Origin of the sequence: Paenibacillus sp. FSL R7-0026 (assembly GCF_038004485.1) — a bacterium.
GTDB lineage: Bacteria > Bacillota > Bacilli > Paenibacillales > Paenibacillaceae > Paenibacillus > Paenibacillus xylanexedens_A.
Window position 1 is genome coordinate 3,524,689 of sequence record NZ_JBBORG010000001.1, and the last position, 18,208, is coordinate 3,542,896.

Annotated in this window: 18 protein-coding genes and 1 pseudogene; 7 read left to right on the forward strand and 12 right to left on the reverse strand. The window is 45.7% G+C overall.

Annotation, left to right across the window (positions count from 1 at the left end; translation table 11 throughout):
• Positions 1–28: 28 nt before the first annotated feature.
• From uxuA to MKY44_RS15520, 4 genes are all read left to right on the forward strand, one after another.
• Complete coding sequence (uxuA, locus tag MKY44_RS15505) at positions 29–1,096, forward strand: mannonate dehydratase (protein ID WP_036673719.1); 1,068 nt, start codon at positions 29–31, stop codon at positions 1,094–1,096.
• The gene (locus MKY44_RS15510; protein WP_341007786.1) at positions 1,093–1,956 is read left to right on the forward strand and encodes an SDR family oxidoreductase; all 864 of its coding nucleotides are present in this window, start codon (positions 1,093–1,095) and stop codon (positions 1,954–1,956) included. The genes uxuA and MKY44_RS15510 overlap by 4 nt, the downstream gene beginning before the upstream one ends.
• Positions 1,957–2,195: 239 nt before the next feature.
• Positions 2,196–2,924, forward strand: a complete 729-nt coding sequence (locus MKY44_RS15515; RefSeq protein ID WP_062834765.1) for a DUF421 domain-containing protein — start codon at positions 2,196–2,198, stop codon at positions 2,922–2,924.
• Positions 2,925–2,950: 26 nt separating this feature from the next.
• A complete protein-coding gene (locus tag MKY44_RS15520; protein ID WP_341007787.1) occupies positions 2,951–3,322 on the forward strand; it encodes a DUF4363 family protein in 372 nt (123 codons plus the stop codon).
• A gap of 115 nt (positions 3,323–3,437) precedes the next feature.
• Here MKY44_RS15520 and MKY44_RS15525 read toward each other — a convergent pair whose 3' ends face one another.
• From MKY44_RS15525 to rpmG, 6 genes are all read right to left on the reverse strand, one after another.
• Positions 3,438–4,139, reverse strand: a complete 702-nt coding sequence (locus tag MKY44_RS15525) for a M50 family metallopeptidase (protein ID WP_062834767.1) — start codon at positions 4,137–4,139, stop codon at positions 3,438–3,440.
• Between the two features lie 55 nt (positions 4,140–4,194).
• Positions 4,195–4,677 (reverse strand): hypothetical protein, encoded by a 483-nt coding sequence (locus MKY44_RS15530; protein WP_341007788.1) that lies wholly within the window; start codon positions 4,675–4,677, stop codon positions 4,195–4,197.
• A gap of 164 nt (positions 4,678–4,841) precedes the next feature.
• Entirely contained in the window at positions 4,842–5,888 is a 1,047-nt protein-coding gene (locus MKY44_RS15535; protein ID WP_341007789.1) for a metal ABC transporter substrate-binding protein, read from the reverse strand.
• Positions 5,875–6,768 (reverse strand): metal ABC transporter permease, encoded by an 894-nt coding sequence (locus MKY44_RS15540; RefSeq protein ID WP_341007790.1) that lies wholly within the window; start codon positions 6,766–6,768, stop codon positions 5,875–5,877. Before MKY44_RS15540 ends, MKY44_RS15535 begins: the two co-directional genes overlap by 14 nt.
• Positions 6,714–7,421: a metal ABC transporter ATP-binding protein gene (locus MKY44_RS15545; protein WP_341007791.1), complete on the reverse strand. Its 708-nt coding sequence runs from the start codon at positions 7,419–7,421 to the stop codon at positions 6,714–6,716. Before MKY44_RS15545 ends, MKY44_RS15540 begins: the two co-directional genes overlap by 55 nt.
• Positions 7,422–7,470: 49 nt before the next feature.
• Positions 7,471–7,620: a 50S ribosomal protein L33 gene (rpmG, locus tag MKY44_RS15550; protein WP_036613813.1), complete on the reverse strand. Its 150-nt coding sequence runs from the start codon at positions 7,618–7,620 to the stop codon at positions 7,471–7,473.
• 169 nt (positions 7,621–7,789) lie between these two features.
• On the opposite strand from rpmG, the gene MKY44_RS15555 reads away from it, so the two are divergent.
• Positions 7,790–8,647, forward strand: a complete 858-nt coding sequence (locus MKY44_RS15555) for a stalk domain-containing protein (RefSeq protein ID WP_074095366.1) — start codon at positions 7,790–7,792, stop codon at positions 8,645–8,647.
• A gap of 69 nt (positions 8,648–8,716) precedes the next feature.
• Here the strand turns inward: MKY44_RS15555 and MKY44_RS15560 are convergent.
• A pseudogene (locus MKY44_RS15560) lies at positions 8,717–9,835 on the reverse strand (GTP-binding protein); the annotation flags it as partial.
• Positions 9,836–9,947: 112 nt separating this feature from the next.
• Between MKY44_RS15560 and MKY44_RS15565 the strand changes: the two are divergent.
• Together MKY44_RS15565 and MKY44_RS15570 are read left to right on the forward strand one after the other, a co-directional pair.
• Positions 9,948–10,982 carry a permease gene (locus MKY44_RS15565; RefSeq protein ID WP_340029248.1) on the forward strand — a complete coding sequence of 345 codons (1,035 nt, stop codon included), beginning with the start codon at positions 9,948–9,950 and terminating at the stop codon, positions 10,980–10,982.
• A gap of 82 nt (positions 10,983–11,064) precedes the next feature.
• Positions 11,065–12,048, forward strand: a complete 984-nt coding sequence (locus MKY44_RS15570) for a TIGR03943 family putative permease subunit (protein WP_341007792.1) — start codon at positions 11,065–11,067, stop codon at positions 12,046–12,048.
• Between the two features lie 123 nt (positions 12,049–12,171).
• Here the strand turns inward: MKY44_RS15570 and MKY44_RS15575 are convergent, their stop codons facing one another.
• The 5 genes from MKY44_RS15575 to deoC form a co-directional block, all read right to left on the reverse strand.
• On the reverse strand, positions 12,172–13,473 hold the full coding sequence (locus MKY44_RS15575) for a pyrimidine-nucleoside phosphorylase (protein ID WP_036613808.1): 1,302 nt from the start codon (positions 13,471–13,473) through the stop codon (positions 12,172–12,174).
• 479 nt (positions 13,474–13,952) lie between these two features.
• The gene (deoD, locus tag MKY44_RS15580; protein ID WP_017688193.1) at positions 13,953–14,660 is read right to left on the reverse strand and encodes a purine-nucleoside phosphorylase; all 708 of its coding nucleotides are present in this window, start codon (positions 14,658–14,660) and stop codon (positions 13,953–13,955) included.
• A gap of 99 nt (positions 14,661–14,759) precedes the next feature.
• Positions 14,760–15,938, reverse strand: a complete 1,179-nt coding sequence (deoB, locus tag MKY44_RS15585; RefSeq protein ID WP_341007793.1) for a phosphopentomutase — start codon at positions 15,936–15,938, stop codon at positions 14,760–14,762.
• Between the two features lie 30 nt (positions 15,939–15,968).
• A complete protein-coding gene (locus tag MKY44_RS15590; protein ID WP_036613804.1) occupies positions 15,969–17,156 on the reverse strand; it encodes a NupC/NupG family nucleoside CNT transporter in 1,188 nt (395 codons plus the stop codon).
• Positions 17,157–17,416: 260 nt separating this feature from the next.
• A complete protein-coding gene (gene deoC / locus MKY44_RS15595; protein ID WP_076250397.1) occupies positions 17,417–18,067 on the reverse strand; it encodes a deoxyribose-phosphate aldolase in 651 nt (216 codons plus the stop codon).
• Positions 18,068–18,208 lie beyond the last annotated feature (141 nt).

The window sequence follows — 18,208 nt, forward strand, 5'->3', positions numbered from 1 at the left end:
TCCTACTATTCATGATGAGGTGAACGTGATGAGAATGGTTTTTCGCTGGTTCGGCGAAGGCAATGATACGGTAACGCTGGATCATATCCGGCAGATTCCGGGTGTTGAAGGTATTGTGTGGGCACTGCATGATGTTCCTGCTGGCGAGGAATGGCCGATGGACAAAATACTCGCTGTCAAAACAGCAGCAGACAAGGCCGGGTTACATCTGGATGTCGTTGAGAGTGTGAACATCCATGAGGATATCAAGTTGGGCCTGCCATCAAGGGATAAATACATTGCGAACTATATTAAAACAATGGAGAAACTGGCTCAAGTTGGTGTTAAGGTCATCTGTTACAACTTTATGCCGATCTTCGACTGGCTTCGCACGGATATGCACAAGGAAATGGAGGATGGCTCAACTGCCCTCTTCTATGAGCACAGTAAACTCGCAGATATAGAACCTCTAGAACTCGTTCGACGCATTACGGAGAACTCCGCACTCACCATGCCAGGTTGGGAACCGGAACGATTGCAGTATTTAACAGGTCTGTTCGAAGCCTACAAGGATGTAACCGAGGATCATATGTGGGAGCACGCACGTTATTTCCTGCAAGAGATTATGCCTACAGCCGAACGGCTGGGGATTCGAATGGCCATCCATCCGGATGACCCGCCATGGCCAATCTTTGGATTACCAAAGATTATTACAAGTCAGGAGAATGTTCGGAAATATTTGAATCTTTATGATAGCCCTTACAACAGCGTGACATTATGCAGTGGCTCTTTGGGAGCGAATGCTGATAATGATATTATCGGGATGATACACGAGTTCAAGGATCGGATTCCATTTGCCCACATTCGTAATGTCAAAATCTACGATAATGGCGATTTTATCGAAACCTCACATCGCAGTCAGGATGGCAGTGTTGATATTGCAGGGGTTGTTGAGGCTTATCACGATATCGGTTATGAAGGTTATGCAAGACCCGACCACGGTCGTCATCTCTGGGGAGAACAGTGCCGACCTGGTTATGGACTCTATGACCGGGCTTTGGGGATCATGTATCTCTGGGGCGTCTGGGATTCCCTGCAAAGGAGGGCAAAAGCATGAGTGAACGTCAATATGAACGCTCATCTCGTCTCGAAGGTAGAACAGCTGTAATCACCGGAGGTGCTGGAGTATTATGCCGCTCCATGGCGGAAGAACTCGCTTGGCACGGTGCAAGTGTAGCCATCCTGAACCGCACTGTGTCCAAGGGGCAGGAAGTTGTATCTGCGATAGAAGCTGCGGGTGGCAGAGCGATTGCTATTGCCTGTGACGTAACCCAGGCCGATAGTGTGCAAGCAGCGGCAGATGCGGTGCTGGAACAGCTCGGACCATGTGATATTCTGATCAATGGCGCCGGTGGCAATAACGCCAGTGCCAACACCACAAATGAAATTTTCAGATTGGAAGATCTGGAACAGCAGAACGTCACGACGTTTTTCGATGTGAGTGTAGAGGGATTTCGTCAGGTGATGGATTTGAATTTTGTCGGTTCTCTCATCCCCACTCAGATCTTTGCAAAACATATGATAGAGCGCGATATTCCCGCCACTGTCATAAACATTTCTTCCATGAGCGCCCCATCGCCCATGACGAAAGTTCCAGCGTACAGCGCTGCAAAGGCAGCCATTAACAACTTCACGCAGTGGCTCGCCGTTCATCTGGCCGAATCCGGAATTCGTGTCAATGCTATTGCACCCGGGTTTTTCCTGACCGAGCAAAACCGTAATCTATTACTGCAACCAGACGGCTCACCTACGGAGCGTTCCAGTAAAATTATTGCTCATACACCCATGCGCCGCTTTGGCAAACCGGAAGACCTGCTTGGCACATTGATGTGGCTTGCGGATGAAAGACAGTCCGGCTTTGTCACAGGTACAGTCATTCCGGTAGATGGCGGATTTATGGCGTATTCTGGTGTTTAATGATTTCTTACACAGACACTCCGATGAAAGACCTCCGTTACGTGCAAATGAATCAGTTCAACTAATATAAAGAATTATAGAGACCGAAGCTTGGGATACATACCTAGGTTTCGGTTTTTTGCGTTCAAGCATAAGATCATCCAGTGTAGGAAAAGCTTGTTATAATACGTGTTCAAAAGCAAACTTTTCAAACTACCTCTTAATACAGCTACGGTGAACTAAAGGAAGGTGATACATATATGATGGAAGAAACATGGGTTGTTGCCGTACGGTCTATTATTGCTTTTCTGACCCTGATCATCTATACAAGGGTGCTGGGCAAACAGCAGATGGGTAACTTGACGTATTTTGATTACATTAACGGCATTACAATCGGTTCCATTGCGGGTACGTTTGCAACCGATCTCTCGTCCAAGGCGTGGATTCATTTTGTGGCCTTAACCATCTTCACAATCATTACGATCATCTTTCAGTATATTACGCTGAAGAATCGCACCATCTCCAAACTGATGGACTCTGATCCCACATTGATCATTCAGAACGGTAAAATTCTCGAACAGAACCTGAGTAAAATGCGAGTCAAATTTGATGAATTGACCATGATGCTACGGCAAAAGGATGTATTTGATATTACGACACTGGATTATGCGATTCTGGAACCGGATGGCAGCCTCTCGGTTGTTTTGAAACCCGAGAATCAACCGGTAACCGCCAAAGACATGCATATGCATCCTCCCAAGAGTAAGCTGATGACCGAGATTATCATTGATGGCCTGCTGATTAAGCAAAATTTGGAGGAAAGAAACAAAGATACTAACTGGCTCAGTGAACAGCTGAAAAAGCAAAACATTACGATACAGGATATCGCTTTTGCCGCCATATTACCCAATGACAAATTGTATGTGGATCTGTTCAAGGATAAGATCACCGAAAAAATCGATATGGGCGATTATGAGGGGCCTTTCTAAACTCTTTACATCAAGGAGGCGGTTGAATGAAAACGCGTTTCTGGCTGTTATATGTGCTTCCGATCTTCCTCATTCTTGTATTTGTTGCGATTATGGCTAGCGGATCCTTTCTCAAAAAGCCCTTTGGTACCGATGATCGCTTGCTTGAATCTGTACAGATGTTGGAGAAACAAGTCGAGGGAAAACAATGGACTGAAGCCAAGTCCCAAATCAATTATGCAATGCAAGCTTGGGATAAAGTCGTCAACCGCATTCAGTTCAGTGTGGAGCGTGAATCAATTTATGATATTCTGGGGACCCTTGCTCGGATGAAGGGCGGCGTTGCGGCAGAGGATGATAAGGCGATTATGGAAGAGATTTATTACTTTTATGTGTTATGGGATAATCTTGGAGATTAGGTTCAATATCTTTAATATCAGGCTTGAATATCAGAAGTAAGTCCATAAACAAAAGGCACTTTCCTTTTATGAAGAAAGGAAGTGCCTTCTTTGCTTTGATATAACTTTATATCCGTTACGCTCTTCGTAATCCCCGAGACCGTGACGATCGCGAAGTGCCTTCTTTGCGGAAAAAGAGAGTGAGTGCTCTGTTCGCACACCACAGTGCAAATAGAGCAAACAGCGTGCCCCAGAATAGCGCGGGAAGGAATGTCTGCTGAGCGAGATTCGCTGCATCCCCTGCCCGTGAAGGCTGAGTCCAGGACATAAATCCAACGTATACCGCACTAACAACCGACTCTTCAAGCGTAAGAAACGCCAGTAACAGATAATAGAACTTCACGATCTTGGCACCAAAAATCATAATAACAACATTCAGTACGATGAACCCGGTCAGCCATAACATGCCGAACTCCCCTCTTACATATAACAGGAGTGACACCAGAGCTACAGCCGTCATAATTCCAAGTCCCCACATATGCAAGCCTTTGCGGTATAAGTAGAACAATAGCCAGGCGAACAGTGATGCACTGATATATCCCGCCAGAGAAACCAGGATCGATCTGCCTGGCGTCAGCATGGAAGAGTAAGTTACACCACTATGATCAGCGTACAATTCAATGCGCAGCACTTTGCCCGACAATACCAGTGTCATTAGTGCATGACCGAATTCGTGAATCATCGTATCCAGGTTACGGAACAAGGACGAAAATGGGATGAATCGTGTAAGAAAGACGGAGCCTAGTAGAAAAAGTATCGTTTTGACCCACTTATTCAATCGTGCCATACCTCCTTTACCTTCAAATAAACAATCAAGTAAACAAGCCTATCCTTTATACTACGCTTTTTTCACTCGATTCGTTTCGGCTTCCAAACTGTAGGGCACAGTGCTCCATCCACCAGCAGAAGCTCCGATTGTGTCCAATGAAAAAAGAAGATAGATCATAGCGGCCCTTTTCGGCCTCTAGCGTAACGAGCAGTCGATTCCGCATCCGACGGAGAGCATAGTGCACGAATTGATCTGCAACCTCACTTTGTATCAGGGTAACATAAGCATAAAGGGAATGATCGACAGGTTCATCAAGCGGACTCACCCCTGCACATGAAAATTCCGTCCTCACGCCCGCACTCTGAAGTATGGACAATGCGTTCACGAGTTCGGCATCAACTTCAACACCGTTCCAAATCTCTGTTTTCTTCGCGGATACTGTATGTTTATCACGTTCCGTCCAGTGCATCAGCTCCAGCTTACGCCGTCTCCACAGATGGGCAGGCTGTTCACTTAACAGCACTTCAGGTTCCTCATTTAAACTCATGCAATGTGTCCTCCTGTTCTCCTCGATCCGGTCACCTTATCAACAAAGAGAGAGCACATCACTGTACTCTCTGCTTTGCAAAAAGGCAAAGGAATGGCGATCCATTCCTCAGCATGTTGTATTATTGTACCTTTTTCGGTGATAGGCATCAAACTGATTTTTAATTATTCGTTCAGCGCCAGTTTCAGTGCCTCCAGATTCTGTCTCATCACGCTAATGTAGTCCATTCCCGCCGCAATTTCTTCCTCGGTGAGTCCCTCAATCGGATTTAATACAGCCGTCTTGGCCCCCACTTCACTTGCGATCGTCTCAGACACTTTGGATGAAACCAGTGTTTCGAAGAAAATCGTTTTCACCTGATGCTCTTTCGCAAAATCAATGACAGATGCCATCTGCGCTGCTGAAGGTTCTTGCTCAGGAGACAATCCTGCGATTGGAACCTGTTGCAATCCATATTCCTGTGCAAGGTAGCCAAATGCAGCGTGTTGTGTGATGAAATCCTTGCGTTTGCTATCCGCCACAGCCGCCTTGAAGTCTTGATCCAGTGACTCCAGTTGAGCAACGTAAGCATCTGCATTCTTCTTGAACTGTTCAGCATGTTCCGGGGCAGCCTGTGCCAATCCCGCTTCAATATTGCGCACTTCTTTTACAGCCAATGCAGGTGACAGCCATACGTGGGGATCGAGTCCACCGTGATCGTGATTATGTGCTTCTGTAGTCGCTTCATTCGCATGCTCATGATCGTGGTCATGTTCTGTTGCCTCTGAATCTTCTTGATGGTGTTCATGCTCTCCACCTTCAAGAAGGTTAATTCCTTTGCTCGCTTCCACCTGAATGAGTGAAGTATTGCTCAGACTTCCGGTGACCTGATCCATCCAAGATTCCATGCCCGCACCGTTGTATACAAGCACATCTGCTTTTTCAATGCTGGCAATATCTTGTGGTGTTGGCTCCCAATCATGAGGCTCCATTCCTGCTGGAACGAGTGTATGCACCTCGACCAGATCACCTGCCACATTTTTGGTGAACTCATACATCGGGTAGAAGCTGACCTGCACGTTTAATTTAGATGCTTCACTCTCTACGGGTAACGTATTACCGGCACCCGTAGAACTTGTATTTGCATCAGAAGCGGATTTTTGTCCGCAGCCTGCAACGATAAGTGTGAGACTGAACAACAATCCAAGCGTAGCTTTTTTACTGAATTTCATTTGATGTATTCCTCCTAGAATGGTTGACCAGAATGACGTGCTGTGATTTCGTTTCTTTGCGGTGACACTTGCGGTTATATCGTGCAATCAGCTTTTGCGCTGATATTCCAGTCAATAGGATGACCAACAGGATAAGTGCAATTGTTCCTCCCGGTGGTGTATTTAGATGATAAGATGTGGTGAGTCCGCTAAAAATACCGATTAGACCTGTAATTACCGCGACAATAATTGCTGCCGTAAAACTGCGAGACACTCTTAGTGCCAAGGCAGCAGGCAATACAATGAGAGCAGAAACCAGCAACACACCGACGATCGGCATGGCTGAAGCTACAGTCATTCCTGTCAGAATGGCAAAGGCAAACGATAAACCTCTTACCTGAACGCCTCCAATGGAAGCAGTCTCTTCATCAAACGTAAAGCTATACAACGGTCTTCGGAGCAGGATGAAAAAAAGTAAACCCATGAAACATACTCCTGCCATCATCCACAACTGTATATCGCTAACCGCGACAATAGATCCAAATAAGTATGAGCTGAATGTTTTGGACAGATTGGTTTTGAGACTCATCAACACTACAGCAAGAGCCAGCCCCGAAGTCATGATGATTGCCACAGGTATCTCGCTGTAGGTTCGGTAACTTCGCCGCAGTTGTTCAACCAGTAATGCACCGATAATTGCAATGGCGAATCCGCAGATCACCGGGTTAAGATTCATGACCGAACCGAGCGCAACCCCTGCGAGTGAGACATGGGATAACGTGTCTGCCATTAATACCTGCCGCCTGAGCATCAGATAGACCCCGAGAATTGAAGCGATGACTCCAATCAGTCCACCTGCCCAGAAGGCACGTTGCATGAATTCGTACTCAAACACTGCCATTCCTCACTTTCTTGCCGCTCCAGAGTAATCGTTCGGTCCAATCGATCCCCCATCTCTTCCAGTCCATGAGTAACCATAATAATCGCTATCCCATGAGCATCAACATAGTGGCGCATCAGATTGTAAAATCCTTCACGGCTGTGGCGGTCCATTCCCGTTGTTGGCTCATCCAGTACCAAAACCTGCGGTTGCCCAGCCATAGCTCTTGCAATACAGATCCGCTGCTTCTGTCCACCAGACAGCTCACCGACTCGTGTATTCCGATATTCCCACATGCCAACTTCACGCAGACTGCGTTCAACGATGGCATCCTGCTCCAATGTAAATCTGCGGAATAGTCCTAGTCTGGTATAACATCCCGATCGGACCAGCTCATTCACCGTGCTGGGAAATCCACTATTGAACGATGCCACCTGCTGGGGCACATAACCGATATTGGACTTGTTCCCACGTTTCAACTGCGGATTCATATGTATGGTGCCGCTCCAGGGCTTCAACAGCCCGAGCAGCAGCTTTAACAGGGTCGTTTTGGCAGAACCATTGGGGCCAGTAATGCCTATGAACTCTCCCACATGGATATCCAGCGACAGTTGATCAATGACCGGCTCTTTGCCATATCCAAATACAACATCACGCATGGAGGATAGTAACATGTCTTTCCCTCTTTTCGTAAATATTACGATTTAAAATGAACAAAAAAATTTATCGTGTTTCCCGGTGGATCGTCATTTTCTTCAAACGTGGGGAGTACTTCTTCATCTCAAGTCTCTCTGGATGGTTACGTTTGTTCTTGGTTGTTGTGTAATTGCGGTCCCCGCACTCGGTGCAGGCTAAAGTTACAATGACTCTCATCGTTGTTGCCTCCTCTTATTTAATCGTAATAATTACTATTTAATGATATTAGCCTATGCTTTTTCGTTTGTCAACTCCATCTCTGCGAAAGTAAAATTTTGTATCCATAATATAATTTCATATGATATACTGCTTTGGTACCATTATACTTTACCTACGGAGGAACTAGATGAAGATCAAAAAATCAACTTTTATTGGGTCATTGGTAGCATGCAGTTTGGCTTTCGGTGCCCTGGGTGTAGCAGCTTCAAACGGAATTCAAGATATTGAAGCAGCACTCGACAGCAACATTAGCTTTAAAGTAAACGGTCTGTCTTGGACACCCAAGAATGAAGCTGGAGACAAACTGAATGCACTGGTATATGACGGTGATGTATACTTGCCTGTAAGTACCACAGCAGAAGCACTCGGAGCCAACGTATCTCTGAATGTTAGCAACAAAGTTGTAAGTATCACTAATTCAGGTAGCGGTAAGTCAAGCAGTTCGAGTAGTAATAACAGCAGTACAGGTACCAAAGGTTCTGAAGATTCAAGTAAACCAAGTAGTTCAAGTAACTCAAGCACTTCTGGCTCAATCAAGATGACTGGAACTGACGCTCAGATGATAGTCAAATTGCAGAAAGAATCTTTAACATTGATCAAAATGTATGGTAAAGCACTTAAAACAGGTAGCACTAGTGAATTTGATAAATACATAGATGCTAAAGTTATTGAAAATCCCGAGATCGACATTTTTGATCTGGGTAAGCAATCCCAGAAAGATAAATTTAAGACTACAGTCAAAGGTATCATTGCAGCAAATGATAAAAAAACGCTAACTAAATATGCAGATCAGTTGATTAATGTGAAATCAGCTGATGTTAAAGTGATTGCAATGAATGATAAAACCAAAACAAGACACAGTTACAAAGCCATTTATTATCCACAAGGATGGACGGGTTCCTATGGAGTGTACCTTACCTTTGTGTTTAGTCCGCAAAAAAGTGGCAACGGTGATTTTTATCTTGGCGATTTGTACTTTAGCTAAAACCCTTAATACAATATCAGCATTGATCTTCAGGGGCACTATTGCACTTGAAGATCTTTTCTTTTCACTTCAACTCCACGCGGGAAAAGGATCTTTCAGTTCACGCCAGTTGATCAACATCTCTTCCTCCGTAAGAAGGGTCTCATCCAATGTACGTTCAATTTCCGCCCGGTCCATATCAATGCCGATAAATACTAATTTGGTTACGCGATCACCCCACTCATCATCCCAGTCCGGTATGCTTGGCAATGTATCGCCAAAATGAAGTTGCCTTTCCTCCTCACTCATCGCACCTACCCATATTCCTGCTGGCGCAAGCTGCTTTGATGTACCTGCGTGACTGAAAGAGATCGCCATATGGTTCCTTGTCGCTAGCCACATCAAGCCTTTGGATCGCACGACGTTATCTGGCCATTTCGCAATCCAACGCAGCAACCGCTCCGGGTGAAATGGACGTTTACGATGATAGACAAATGAATGAATTCCATATTCTTCAGTCTCCGGGATATGTTCCTCTTTCATTAATTCGCGGATCCAACCCGCGGACTGGCTTGCTTTTTCAAAATCAAAACGTCCCGTATTCAATATCTCTCTCGGATCAATCTGACCATGTGTCGTGCGAATCAACTTAGCTTCCGGTTGCATGGCATGTAGTGCCTTCTCAAGCTTCGAAAGTTCTTCCTCCGATACCAAATCACATTTGTTCAGAATCAGCACATCACAGAATTCCACCTGATCCGTCAGCAGATGAACGATTCCGCGAACATCGTCCTCCCCCGCTTCCTGTCTGCGATCCTTCAGTGTTTCTTTGGAATAAAAATCACGCCAGAACTGGGCAGCATCGACAACTGTAACCATCGTGTCGAGACGAGTGAATTTCGTCAAATCAATGCCGAGTTCCTCGTCGATATACGTAAACGTCTGCGCAACAGGTACTGGCTCACCAATCCCAGTGGATTCAATCAATATGTAGTCAAAAGAACCATCCAAAGCCAGCCGCTCGACTTCTTTCAGCAGATCCTCCCGCAATGTGCAGCAGATGCAACCATTGGACATCTCTACCAGCTTCTCATCAATGCGCGATAACCCTCCACCATCTCGTATTAAACCTGCATCGATGTTAACCTCACTGAGATCATTGACGATAACAGCAACCCGCATCCCCTCGCGGTTATGAAGCACATGATGATGAAAAATCTTGATTAATCGTAAAAATGTTGATTAGAACATAGGAATGATGTATGTTGCCGCACGTACAAGCATATATTTTAGCAAAGTCCTAGTTGTGGAGGTCTGTTTCATGAAAATGGCAGCCAATCTGAAGCTCCTGTCCTTCCTGATCCCTTGTGCATTTCTTGTTCCCGTGTTGATCACAATGGCTCCAGACTTGAAGGAAGCATGGAACAGTGAAGCTTTGCAAAATATGAAAACCGTATTCATAGGTATTTTCCTTGAAGCCGCACCTTTTCTGCTCATGGGTGTGTTATTATCCTCGCTCATGCAGTGGTTCGTATCCGAAGAAATGGTCCGCAAACTCACGCCCAAGAATCCGATCGGTGGTGTGCTGGTTGCTGGGCTACTCGGTATTATTTTTCCCATCTGCGAATGTGGCATGATCCCCGTAGTGAGAAGGTTGATGCACAAAGGCATGCCAGCCTATATCGCAGTTACGTTCATCTTGAGTGGTCCCGTAGTCAATCCCATCGTATTTACGGCAACTTTGCTTGCCTTTCCCTCCCATCCTGAGATTACCATTGCCCGCATGGGACTGGCCTTTGCTGTAGCAGCTTCCATAGGCATGCTTGTGTATGTGTTTGTTCGTCGAAATCCCCTTCGGATGCCAAAAGTCGCAGCGACAGAGGTTAAGACACATCCTGGGTTTAAAATGGCGCAACCTCACGCACACGCAAATGCACATGATCACAACCATGTGAAAAACTGGCGCAGCTTCTTCATTCATGCCGGAGATGAATTTGTCGATATGAGCAAATATCTGGTGATCGGTGCCTTGATTACAGCCTGCATCCAGACATTCATTAGCCGCAGCGATCTGATCTCACTTGGCAATGGTCCTGTTGCCTCCTATGTGTTCATGATGGGATTTGCTTATGTACTGTCTCTCTGCTCCACGTCCGATGCTTTTGTGGCTTCTGCGTTCTCACATACGTTTGCACTGGGGCCGCTGGTATCCTTCCTTGTGCTTGGTCCAATGCTGGATTTCAAAAGCACACTCATGTTGCTCTCCACCTTCCGTACCCGGTTTGTTATAGGTCTGAGTTTAGCGATTATCACACTCGTCTTCGCCGGCTCATGGTTGATCAACCTACTGGTATAAAGGTTGAACAACATACTTCATGACCTGAATGGTTAATCACATGAATTTTCATCCTGACGATTAATAGAAATGAGGTGATGTTATGAACCACACTGTCTATACGATGAGCAAACCTCCCGTTCCAAAATCACACTTCATTCAATGGCATAACCTGATACGTGCGGTATGGATCGGCGGGCTGGCCGTATACATTATTCAGTTGAATTCAAGTGATTCGCTTCATTATTATTTGGCGCCGACCATGCAAAAACTGCTATTATGCTGCCCTGTTCCCTTATTGTTCATTGCCGTTATCATGGCCTGGCATGGACTGTTCGGTAGAAATGAGGTTCATTGCGACTGTGAGCATCCACCGCCCTCAGGGTTCCTTCGCAGCTCAATGGTATATGGTTTGATTGCCATACCCTTGTTGCTGGGATTTCTGTTACCTGATCGGGCTCTCGGCAGTTCCATGGCCAGTCAGAAAGGAATGTCTCTCACTTATGCCCCTCCCGAAATTCGTCGCAAAGAGCCTTTACCTGATCCGGCAACGCAATTGAAAGTACAAGATCTCACGCAAAAACCAACGACCGTTCAGCCTGCATCGGCCACCAAAGTACAGTTCATTCCCCCAGACGAGTATAGCCGCGAATTCGCTGAACTGGCGGAGAAGTTGTATGCAGAACAGGTCATTCGAGTCTATCCTGAAATTTTCTCTGAAACCCTCGGCACGATTGATATGTTCCAGCGACAATTTGCAAACAAAGATATCTCCTTAACCGGGTTCGTTTATCGGGACAAAAGCATGGATCATGAATCACATTTTGCGCTGGGACGATTTCTCGTCATGTGTTGCCCTGCTGATGCGGCTCCCTTTGGCGTGATGATTCACATCCCAGAAGCAGATAGCTTCCCTACAGATAGTTGGGTGCAAATCGATGGCAGCATCGGCTCTGCACAGGTGAACGGTAAGGATACGATTGAGATTCGGGCAACAAAGGTGACACCTGTAGCCGAGCCATCCACGCCTTATATTTACACCAATGCAAACTCGGTGATGGCGTATGAGAAAATAAAGAGCCCGTAGTTGCTCGTAATAACTAACAGCGTACTTTTCAACGATAAAAAGCCCCAAAGCTATGGATTACATAGCTTCGGGGCTTTCATGTTCAGTCAGGCATGAGATTACATCTCGTCTGCTCCGATTGTATTATTCTGTTACGATATCATGAACTAATACAGGAGCATCAGCATGATCCGCAATCGTAATGTTTTCTTTGATCTTCGCGATGACGTCTGCTACGTCTTCGCGATTGGCATGGATCGTTACGAGGGACTCACCAGCTTTGACTGGGTCACCCACTTTTTTGTTCAGCATCAGACCAACCGCGAGATCGATCTCGGACTCTTTTGTTGCACGGCCTGCGCCGAGCAGCATTGCTGCAGTTCCGATTTCGTCAGCGACGATTCCGGCAACATAGCCGTCTTTATCTGCTGGGACTTCAACCAGATATTGTGCTTGTGGCAAACGATCTGGATGATCCACAACCGAAGCGTCTCCGCCTTGGTTTGCCAGGAAATCTTTGAATTTCTCCAGTGCTTTACCGTTCTGGATCACTTCTTTCAATTTCTCCTCAGCGTGTTCCAAGGAATCTGCCTTGCCAGCAAGGAATACCATCTGACGTCCAAGTGCCAGACACAGTTCTTCCAGATCTTTTGGACCTTTACCTTGCAGGGTGAGGATGGCTTCTTTCACTTCAAGTGCGTTACCAATCGCCAGACCCAGTGGTTGGGACATATCGGAGATAACAGCCATCGTTTTACGTCCAACATTGTTACCGATGCTTACCATGGCATGTGCCAATTCTTTTGCATCTTCTGTTGTTTTCATGAATGCACCAGCACCCGTTTTAACATCCAACACGATCGCATCTGCACCTGCTGCAATTTTCTTGCTCATGATGGAACTAGCGATCAGTGGTATGGAGTTAACGGTAGCTGTTACGTCACGCAGTGCATAGAGCTTTTTGTCTGCAGGCGTAAGGTTACCACTTTGTCCAATTACTGCAACCTTATGTTCGTTTACGAGACGAATGAATTCTTCTTTTTCAAGCTCTACGTGGAAACCAGCAACGGATTCCAGCTTGTCTGTTGTACCACCCGTGTGACCAAGTCCACGTCCGGACATTTTGGCAACAGGTACATCCAGCGCAGCAACAAGCGGAGCGAGTACCAGTGTTGTTGTATCGCCCACTCCTCCCGTGGAGTGCTTGTCTACTTTGATGCCTTCGATAGCGGACAGGTCAATCGTTTCACCGGAATTTACCATCGACATCGTCAAATCAGCGCGTTCCTTGTCTGTCATATCTTTGAAGAATACCGCCATCGCCCATGCGCTGACTTGATAGTCCGGGATCTCTCCTTGTGTGTATCCTTGAACAACAAAATCAATCTCAGCTGTTGTCAGTTCTTTTCCGTCGCGTTTCTTAGCAATAATGTCTACCATTCTCATGATGATCTCTCCTTGTGTGTGTATTGATTGTAAAGAACACTTTGTTGTTAGACCGTTGACCGTTCCGGCTCCGGATCGTTCCTCCGATCGCTGTTGTCTCCAAGTTTTTCTGATTCCATTTGCAATGGAGAAAACTCGGAGACAAAGGCGAACGCTCTGCTTCTTCAGAATCGATTCCGGTTCCTTCACTCTGTGCTTAAAACAAAAGTTTCGATCCAAATCAAATGATTATGAATATAATATGCAACAACATCTTGTTGTCATCCTACAAAACACTTTGTGCAGCATTCGTTCCGGCTCCGGATCGTTCCTCCGATCGCTGTTGTCTCCAAGTTTTTTGATCCATTTTGCAATGGGGAAAACTCGGAGACAAAGGCGAACGCTAACGCTTCTTCAGAATCGATTCCGGGTCCTTCACTCCGTGCTTAAAACAAAAGTTTCGATTAAAATCAAATGATTATCAGTATAAAATGCAACAATTACAGTGTGATTGCTGTGTCCAGAGCAACTACCATCATGTCGTTGAACGTTTTTTGACGTTCTTCGGCAGATGTTTCTTCGCCTGTCAGCAAGTGGTCACTTACCGTCAGGATGGTCAGTGCGTTAACACCAAACTTGGCAGCGATGGTGTACAATGCTGTTGTTTCCATCTCTACGCCGAGTACGCCATGTTTCATCAACTTCTCGGTTACGGAACGGTCATCGCGGTAGAAAGAATCGGAGCTGAACACGTTACCTACGTGAATCTTCATACCTTTAGCTGTTGCACGGTCATATGCTTCTTTTAGCAGGGAGAACGTAGCGATTGGTGAGAAGTCATAACCACCGAATACGTGTTTGTTCATGCTGGAATCTGTACATGCTGCTTGTGCAAGGATAACGTCACGTACACGTACATGCTCCTGCATACCGCCACAAGTACCCACACGAATCAGGTTTTTTACGCCATATTCGCTGATCAATTCGTTAGCATAGATTGCGAAGGACGGAATTCCCATCCCTGAACCTTGCACCGAAATCCGGTGTCCTTGATATGTACCTGTGTAACCGAGCATTCCACGAACTTCGTTGTAACATACAACGTCTTCGAGGTACGTATCTGCGATATATTTCGCGCGCAAAGGGTCTCCTGGCAATAGAATCGTTTCTGCGATATCCCCGGGTTTTGCTCCAATATGTGTACTCATGAATGAATCTCCTCCAGTTATACAAATTAGTCTATTTTGATGGCAGGACCGGAGCAGCCCAAGCTACTCCGACCTCCCCTATCCAGTTTTTTGAGAAACTTATTTCAAATCCTTCAGGAAGCTGGTGCCGTGTTCCGGCATTTTCACTCCAAAGTTCTCGGCTACGGTTGCGCCAAGGTCAGCAAATGTGCTGCGCAGATCAAGCTTTTTGCCCTCGCTGAAGCGCGGAGAGTAGGCAAGCAGTGGTACATATTCACGTGTATGGTCTGTACCACGGTAAGTTGGATCATTACCATGGTCAGCTGTGATCAGCAGCAGATCATCATTGGTCATTTTGGCAAAAATCTCTGGCAGCCGTGCATCATAGTCTTCAAGTGCCTGAGCATAACCTTGCGGATCACGACGGTGACCGTACAGGGCATCAAAATCAACCAGGTTCAGGAAGCTGAGTCCAGTGAACTCTTCATCCATCGTTTCAGACAACTTGTCCATGCCATCCATGTTAGAGACGGTACGAACAGCCTTGGTTACACCTTCGCCATCATAGATATCTGCGATTTTACCCAAAGCAATCACATCAAATCCACCATCTTGCAGTTCATTCATAACAGTACGACCAAAAGGTTTGAGCGCATAGTCATGACGATTCGCAGTACGTTTCCAGTTACCCGCTTCACCTACAAATGGACGTGCAATAATGCGGCCGAGCATATACGGATCTTCAAGTGTAATTTCACGGCAGAACTCACAGATCTCATACAGCTCTTTCAGTGGAACAACGTCCTCATGTGCTGCAATTTGCAGAACCGAATCGGCGGATGTATAAACGATGAGCGCGCCAGTTTCAACATGCTCTGCACCCAGCTCATCCAGAATTTCCGTGCCGCTGGCCGGTTTGTTACCAATCACCTTGCGGCCCGTTTTCTCTTCAATGCGCTGAATCAACTCATCGGGGAAACCATTCTCGAACACACGGAAAGGTGTATCAATGTAAAGACCCATCAGCTCCCAGTGACCTGTCATTGTGTCTTTGCCTCTGGATGCTTCCTGCATCTTAGTGTAATACGCTTTAGGTGCATCCGCTACAGGAACACCCTCGATTTCTTTGATGTTGGACAGTCCGAGACTGGCCATGTGAGGCATTTTCAGACCTCCGCGTTCACGTGCAATGTGACCAAAGGTATCTACATCAAAATCATCAAATTCTGCTGCATCCGGCGCTTCGCCGATCCCTACAGAATCCATAACGATCAGATGTACTCTTTTGAATGTTGACATAACCTAAGCACTCCTTCCAAATAATCCAGCTTACAAGAACAGTCCAGTAATGATCGCTGACAGCACGCTGACAAGCGAAGCACCGTAAAGCAGCTTCAGACCGAAGCGGGCGACCACATTACCTTGCTTCTCATGGAGTCCCTTCACCGCACCAGCAATGATACCGATGGAGGAGAAGTTGGCGAACGACACGAGGAAGACAGATACGATACCCGTTGTTCTGGCAGACATTGCAGTCTCCTTCAAATTAAGCATAGCGACGAATTCGTTGGATACCATTTTGGTTGCCATAATACTTCCTGCCTGAATCGCTTCTTTCCATGGAACACCCATGATGAAGGCAAATGGTGCAAACACATAACCAAGTAGCTCTTGGAACGAAATGCCAAGCACCGCGCTGAAAATTCCGTTAACAAGTGCAATCAAGGCAACAAAACCGATTAACATCGCAGCTACGATGATGGCAACTTTGAATCCATCCAGGATGTATTCGCCGAGCATTTCGAAGAAGGACTGTTTCTCCTCTTCCTGTACTTCCAATATATCTTCTTCCTCTGTAACCTCATAAGGATTCACAATCGAAGCAATGATAAAACCGCCAAACAGGTTCAGTACAAGAGCTGTAACCACATATTTCGGCTCGATCATGGTCATATAAGCACCAACAATCGACATCGATACCGTGGACATCGCCGAAGCACACAAGGTGTACAGCCGATGTTTTGGCAACAACCCAATTTGTTTTTTCACAGAAATGAACACTTCAGATTGCCCCAATACAGCCGAAGCAACCGCGTTATATGATTCCAGTCTGCCCATTCCGTTGATTTTGCTTAATACCAGACCAATATATTTTATAACAAAAGGCAAGATTCGGATATACTGCAATATACCGATAAGGGCGGAGATGACAACAATCGGCATCAATACGCTGAGGAAGAACGGTGCCCCCCCGCTTTCGGCACCTACAGTAGTCAAACCCCCAAATACAAATGCGATACCTTCATTCGCATAGTCGAGTAAACTTTTAAATACGGTCGCGAAACCGCCAATTAAAAAAGTACCCACTCCTGTATTCAACAGAGCATAAGCTAGTATAACTTGCAAAACAATCATGATAGCCAGCGGCCGGTAACGAATCTGCTTTTTGCCGTTGCTTGCGATATAAGCCAGTCCAAAAACAACGAGTAAGCCGATAATGGCAATTAGAAATTTCATTTGATTTCTCCTTTGAAGGTAGTTAAGCCGGATGTGAAAATCAGCTCAAAGGTTTTTCATGCGTGTAATGAAATAAACCTTTCAGAAAACAAGTAAAGCGCTTACAACAAATTCGTTTTATATCAATTTTCAGGTTAAAAAAATAAAGAGGCTTTTTCAGGCTTGAATCTTGTTCTCCATATTAATGATTAACATGAAGAACAAGTTCAATCCCGTGAGGCAAAGCCTAGATGTTATCTAACGAGTCAGATTCCAACGAATTAGTAAGACGATGAAGACTGTTCGCCCTGCATGATCTTCACGCCAGAACTAGCACCAATACGAGTTGCACCCGCTTCGATCATTTTCTGCATATCTTCCAAGCTACGTACGCCACCGGAAGCTTTAACGCCAACATCAGGACCTACAGTACGACGCATCAAAGCGATATCTTCTGGCGTTGCTCCACCTGTGGAGAAACCTGTAGAAGTTTTAACAAAATCAGCTCCAGCTCGCACAGCTGCCTGACAAGCACGTACTTTCTCTTCATCCGTCAACAGACAAGTTTCAATAATAACTTTCACCAAAGCCTTACCCGCAGCCGCTTCAACAACAGCACGAATATCTTGTTCAACGAAATCATCTTTGCCATCTTTCAAAGCACTGATGTTGATGACCATATCGACTTCAGTTGCACCTTTAGCAATCGCATCTTTCGTTTCGAAAGCTTTTGTCTCCGATGTAGATGCTCCCAGAGGGAAACCAATAACGGTGCAGATATCTACGCCAGAACCCTGCAACTGCTCAGCAGCATAAGCAACCCAGCCTGGGTTAACACATACGGAAGCAAACTGATATTGCTTCGCTTCTTCGGTTAACTTGGCCATTTCACTTTGCGTTGCGTCCGCACGAAGCAACGTATGGTCGATCATTTTAGCTAATTGTGGTGTAGTCAATTGAATCTCTCCCTTATCTGAACTAGTTATTTTCTATACCCTTACACTAACATGAACATATGTAAAAATCAACTTGAACTTTTGTTCACAGTTACACTTACATTTCTTCTTCGTTAT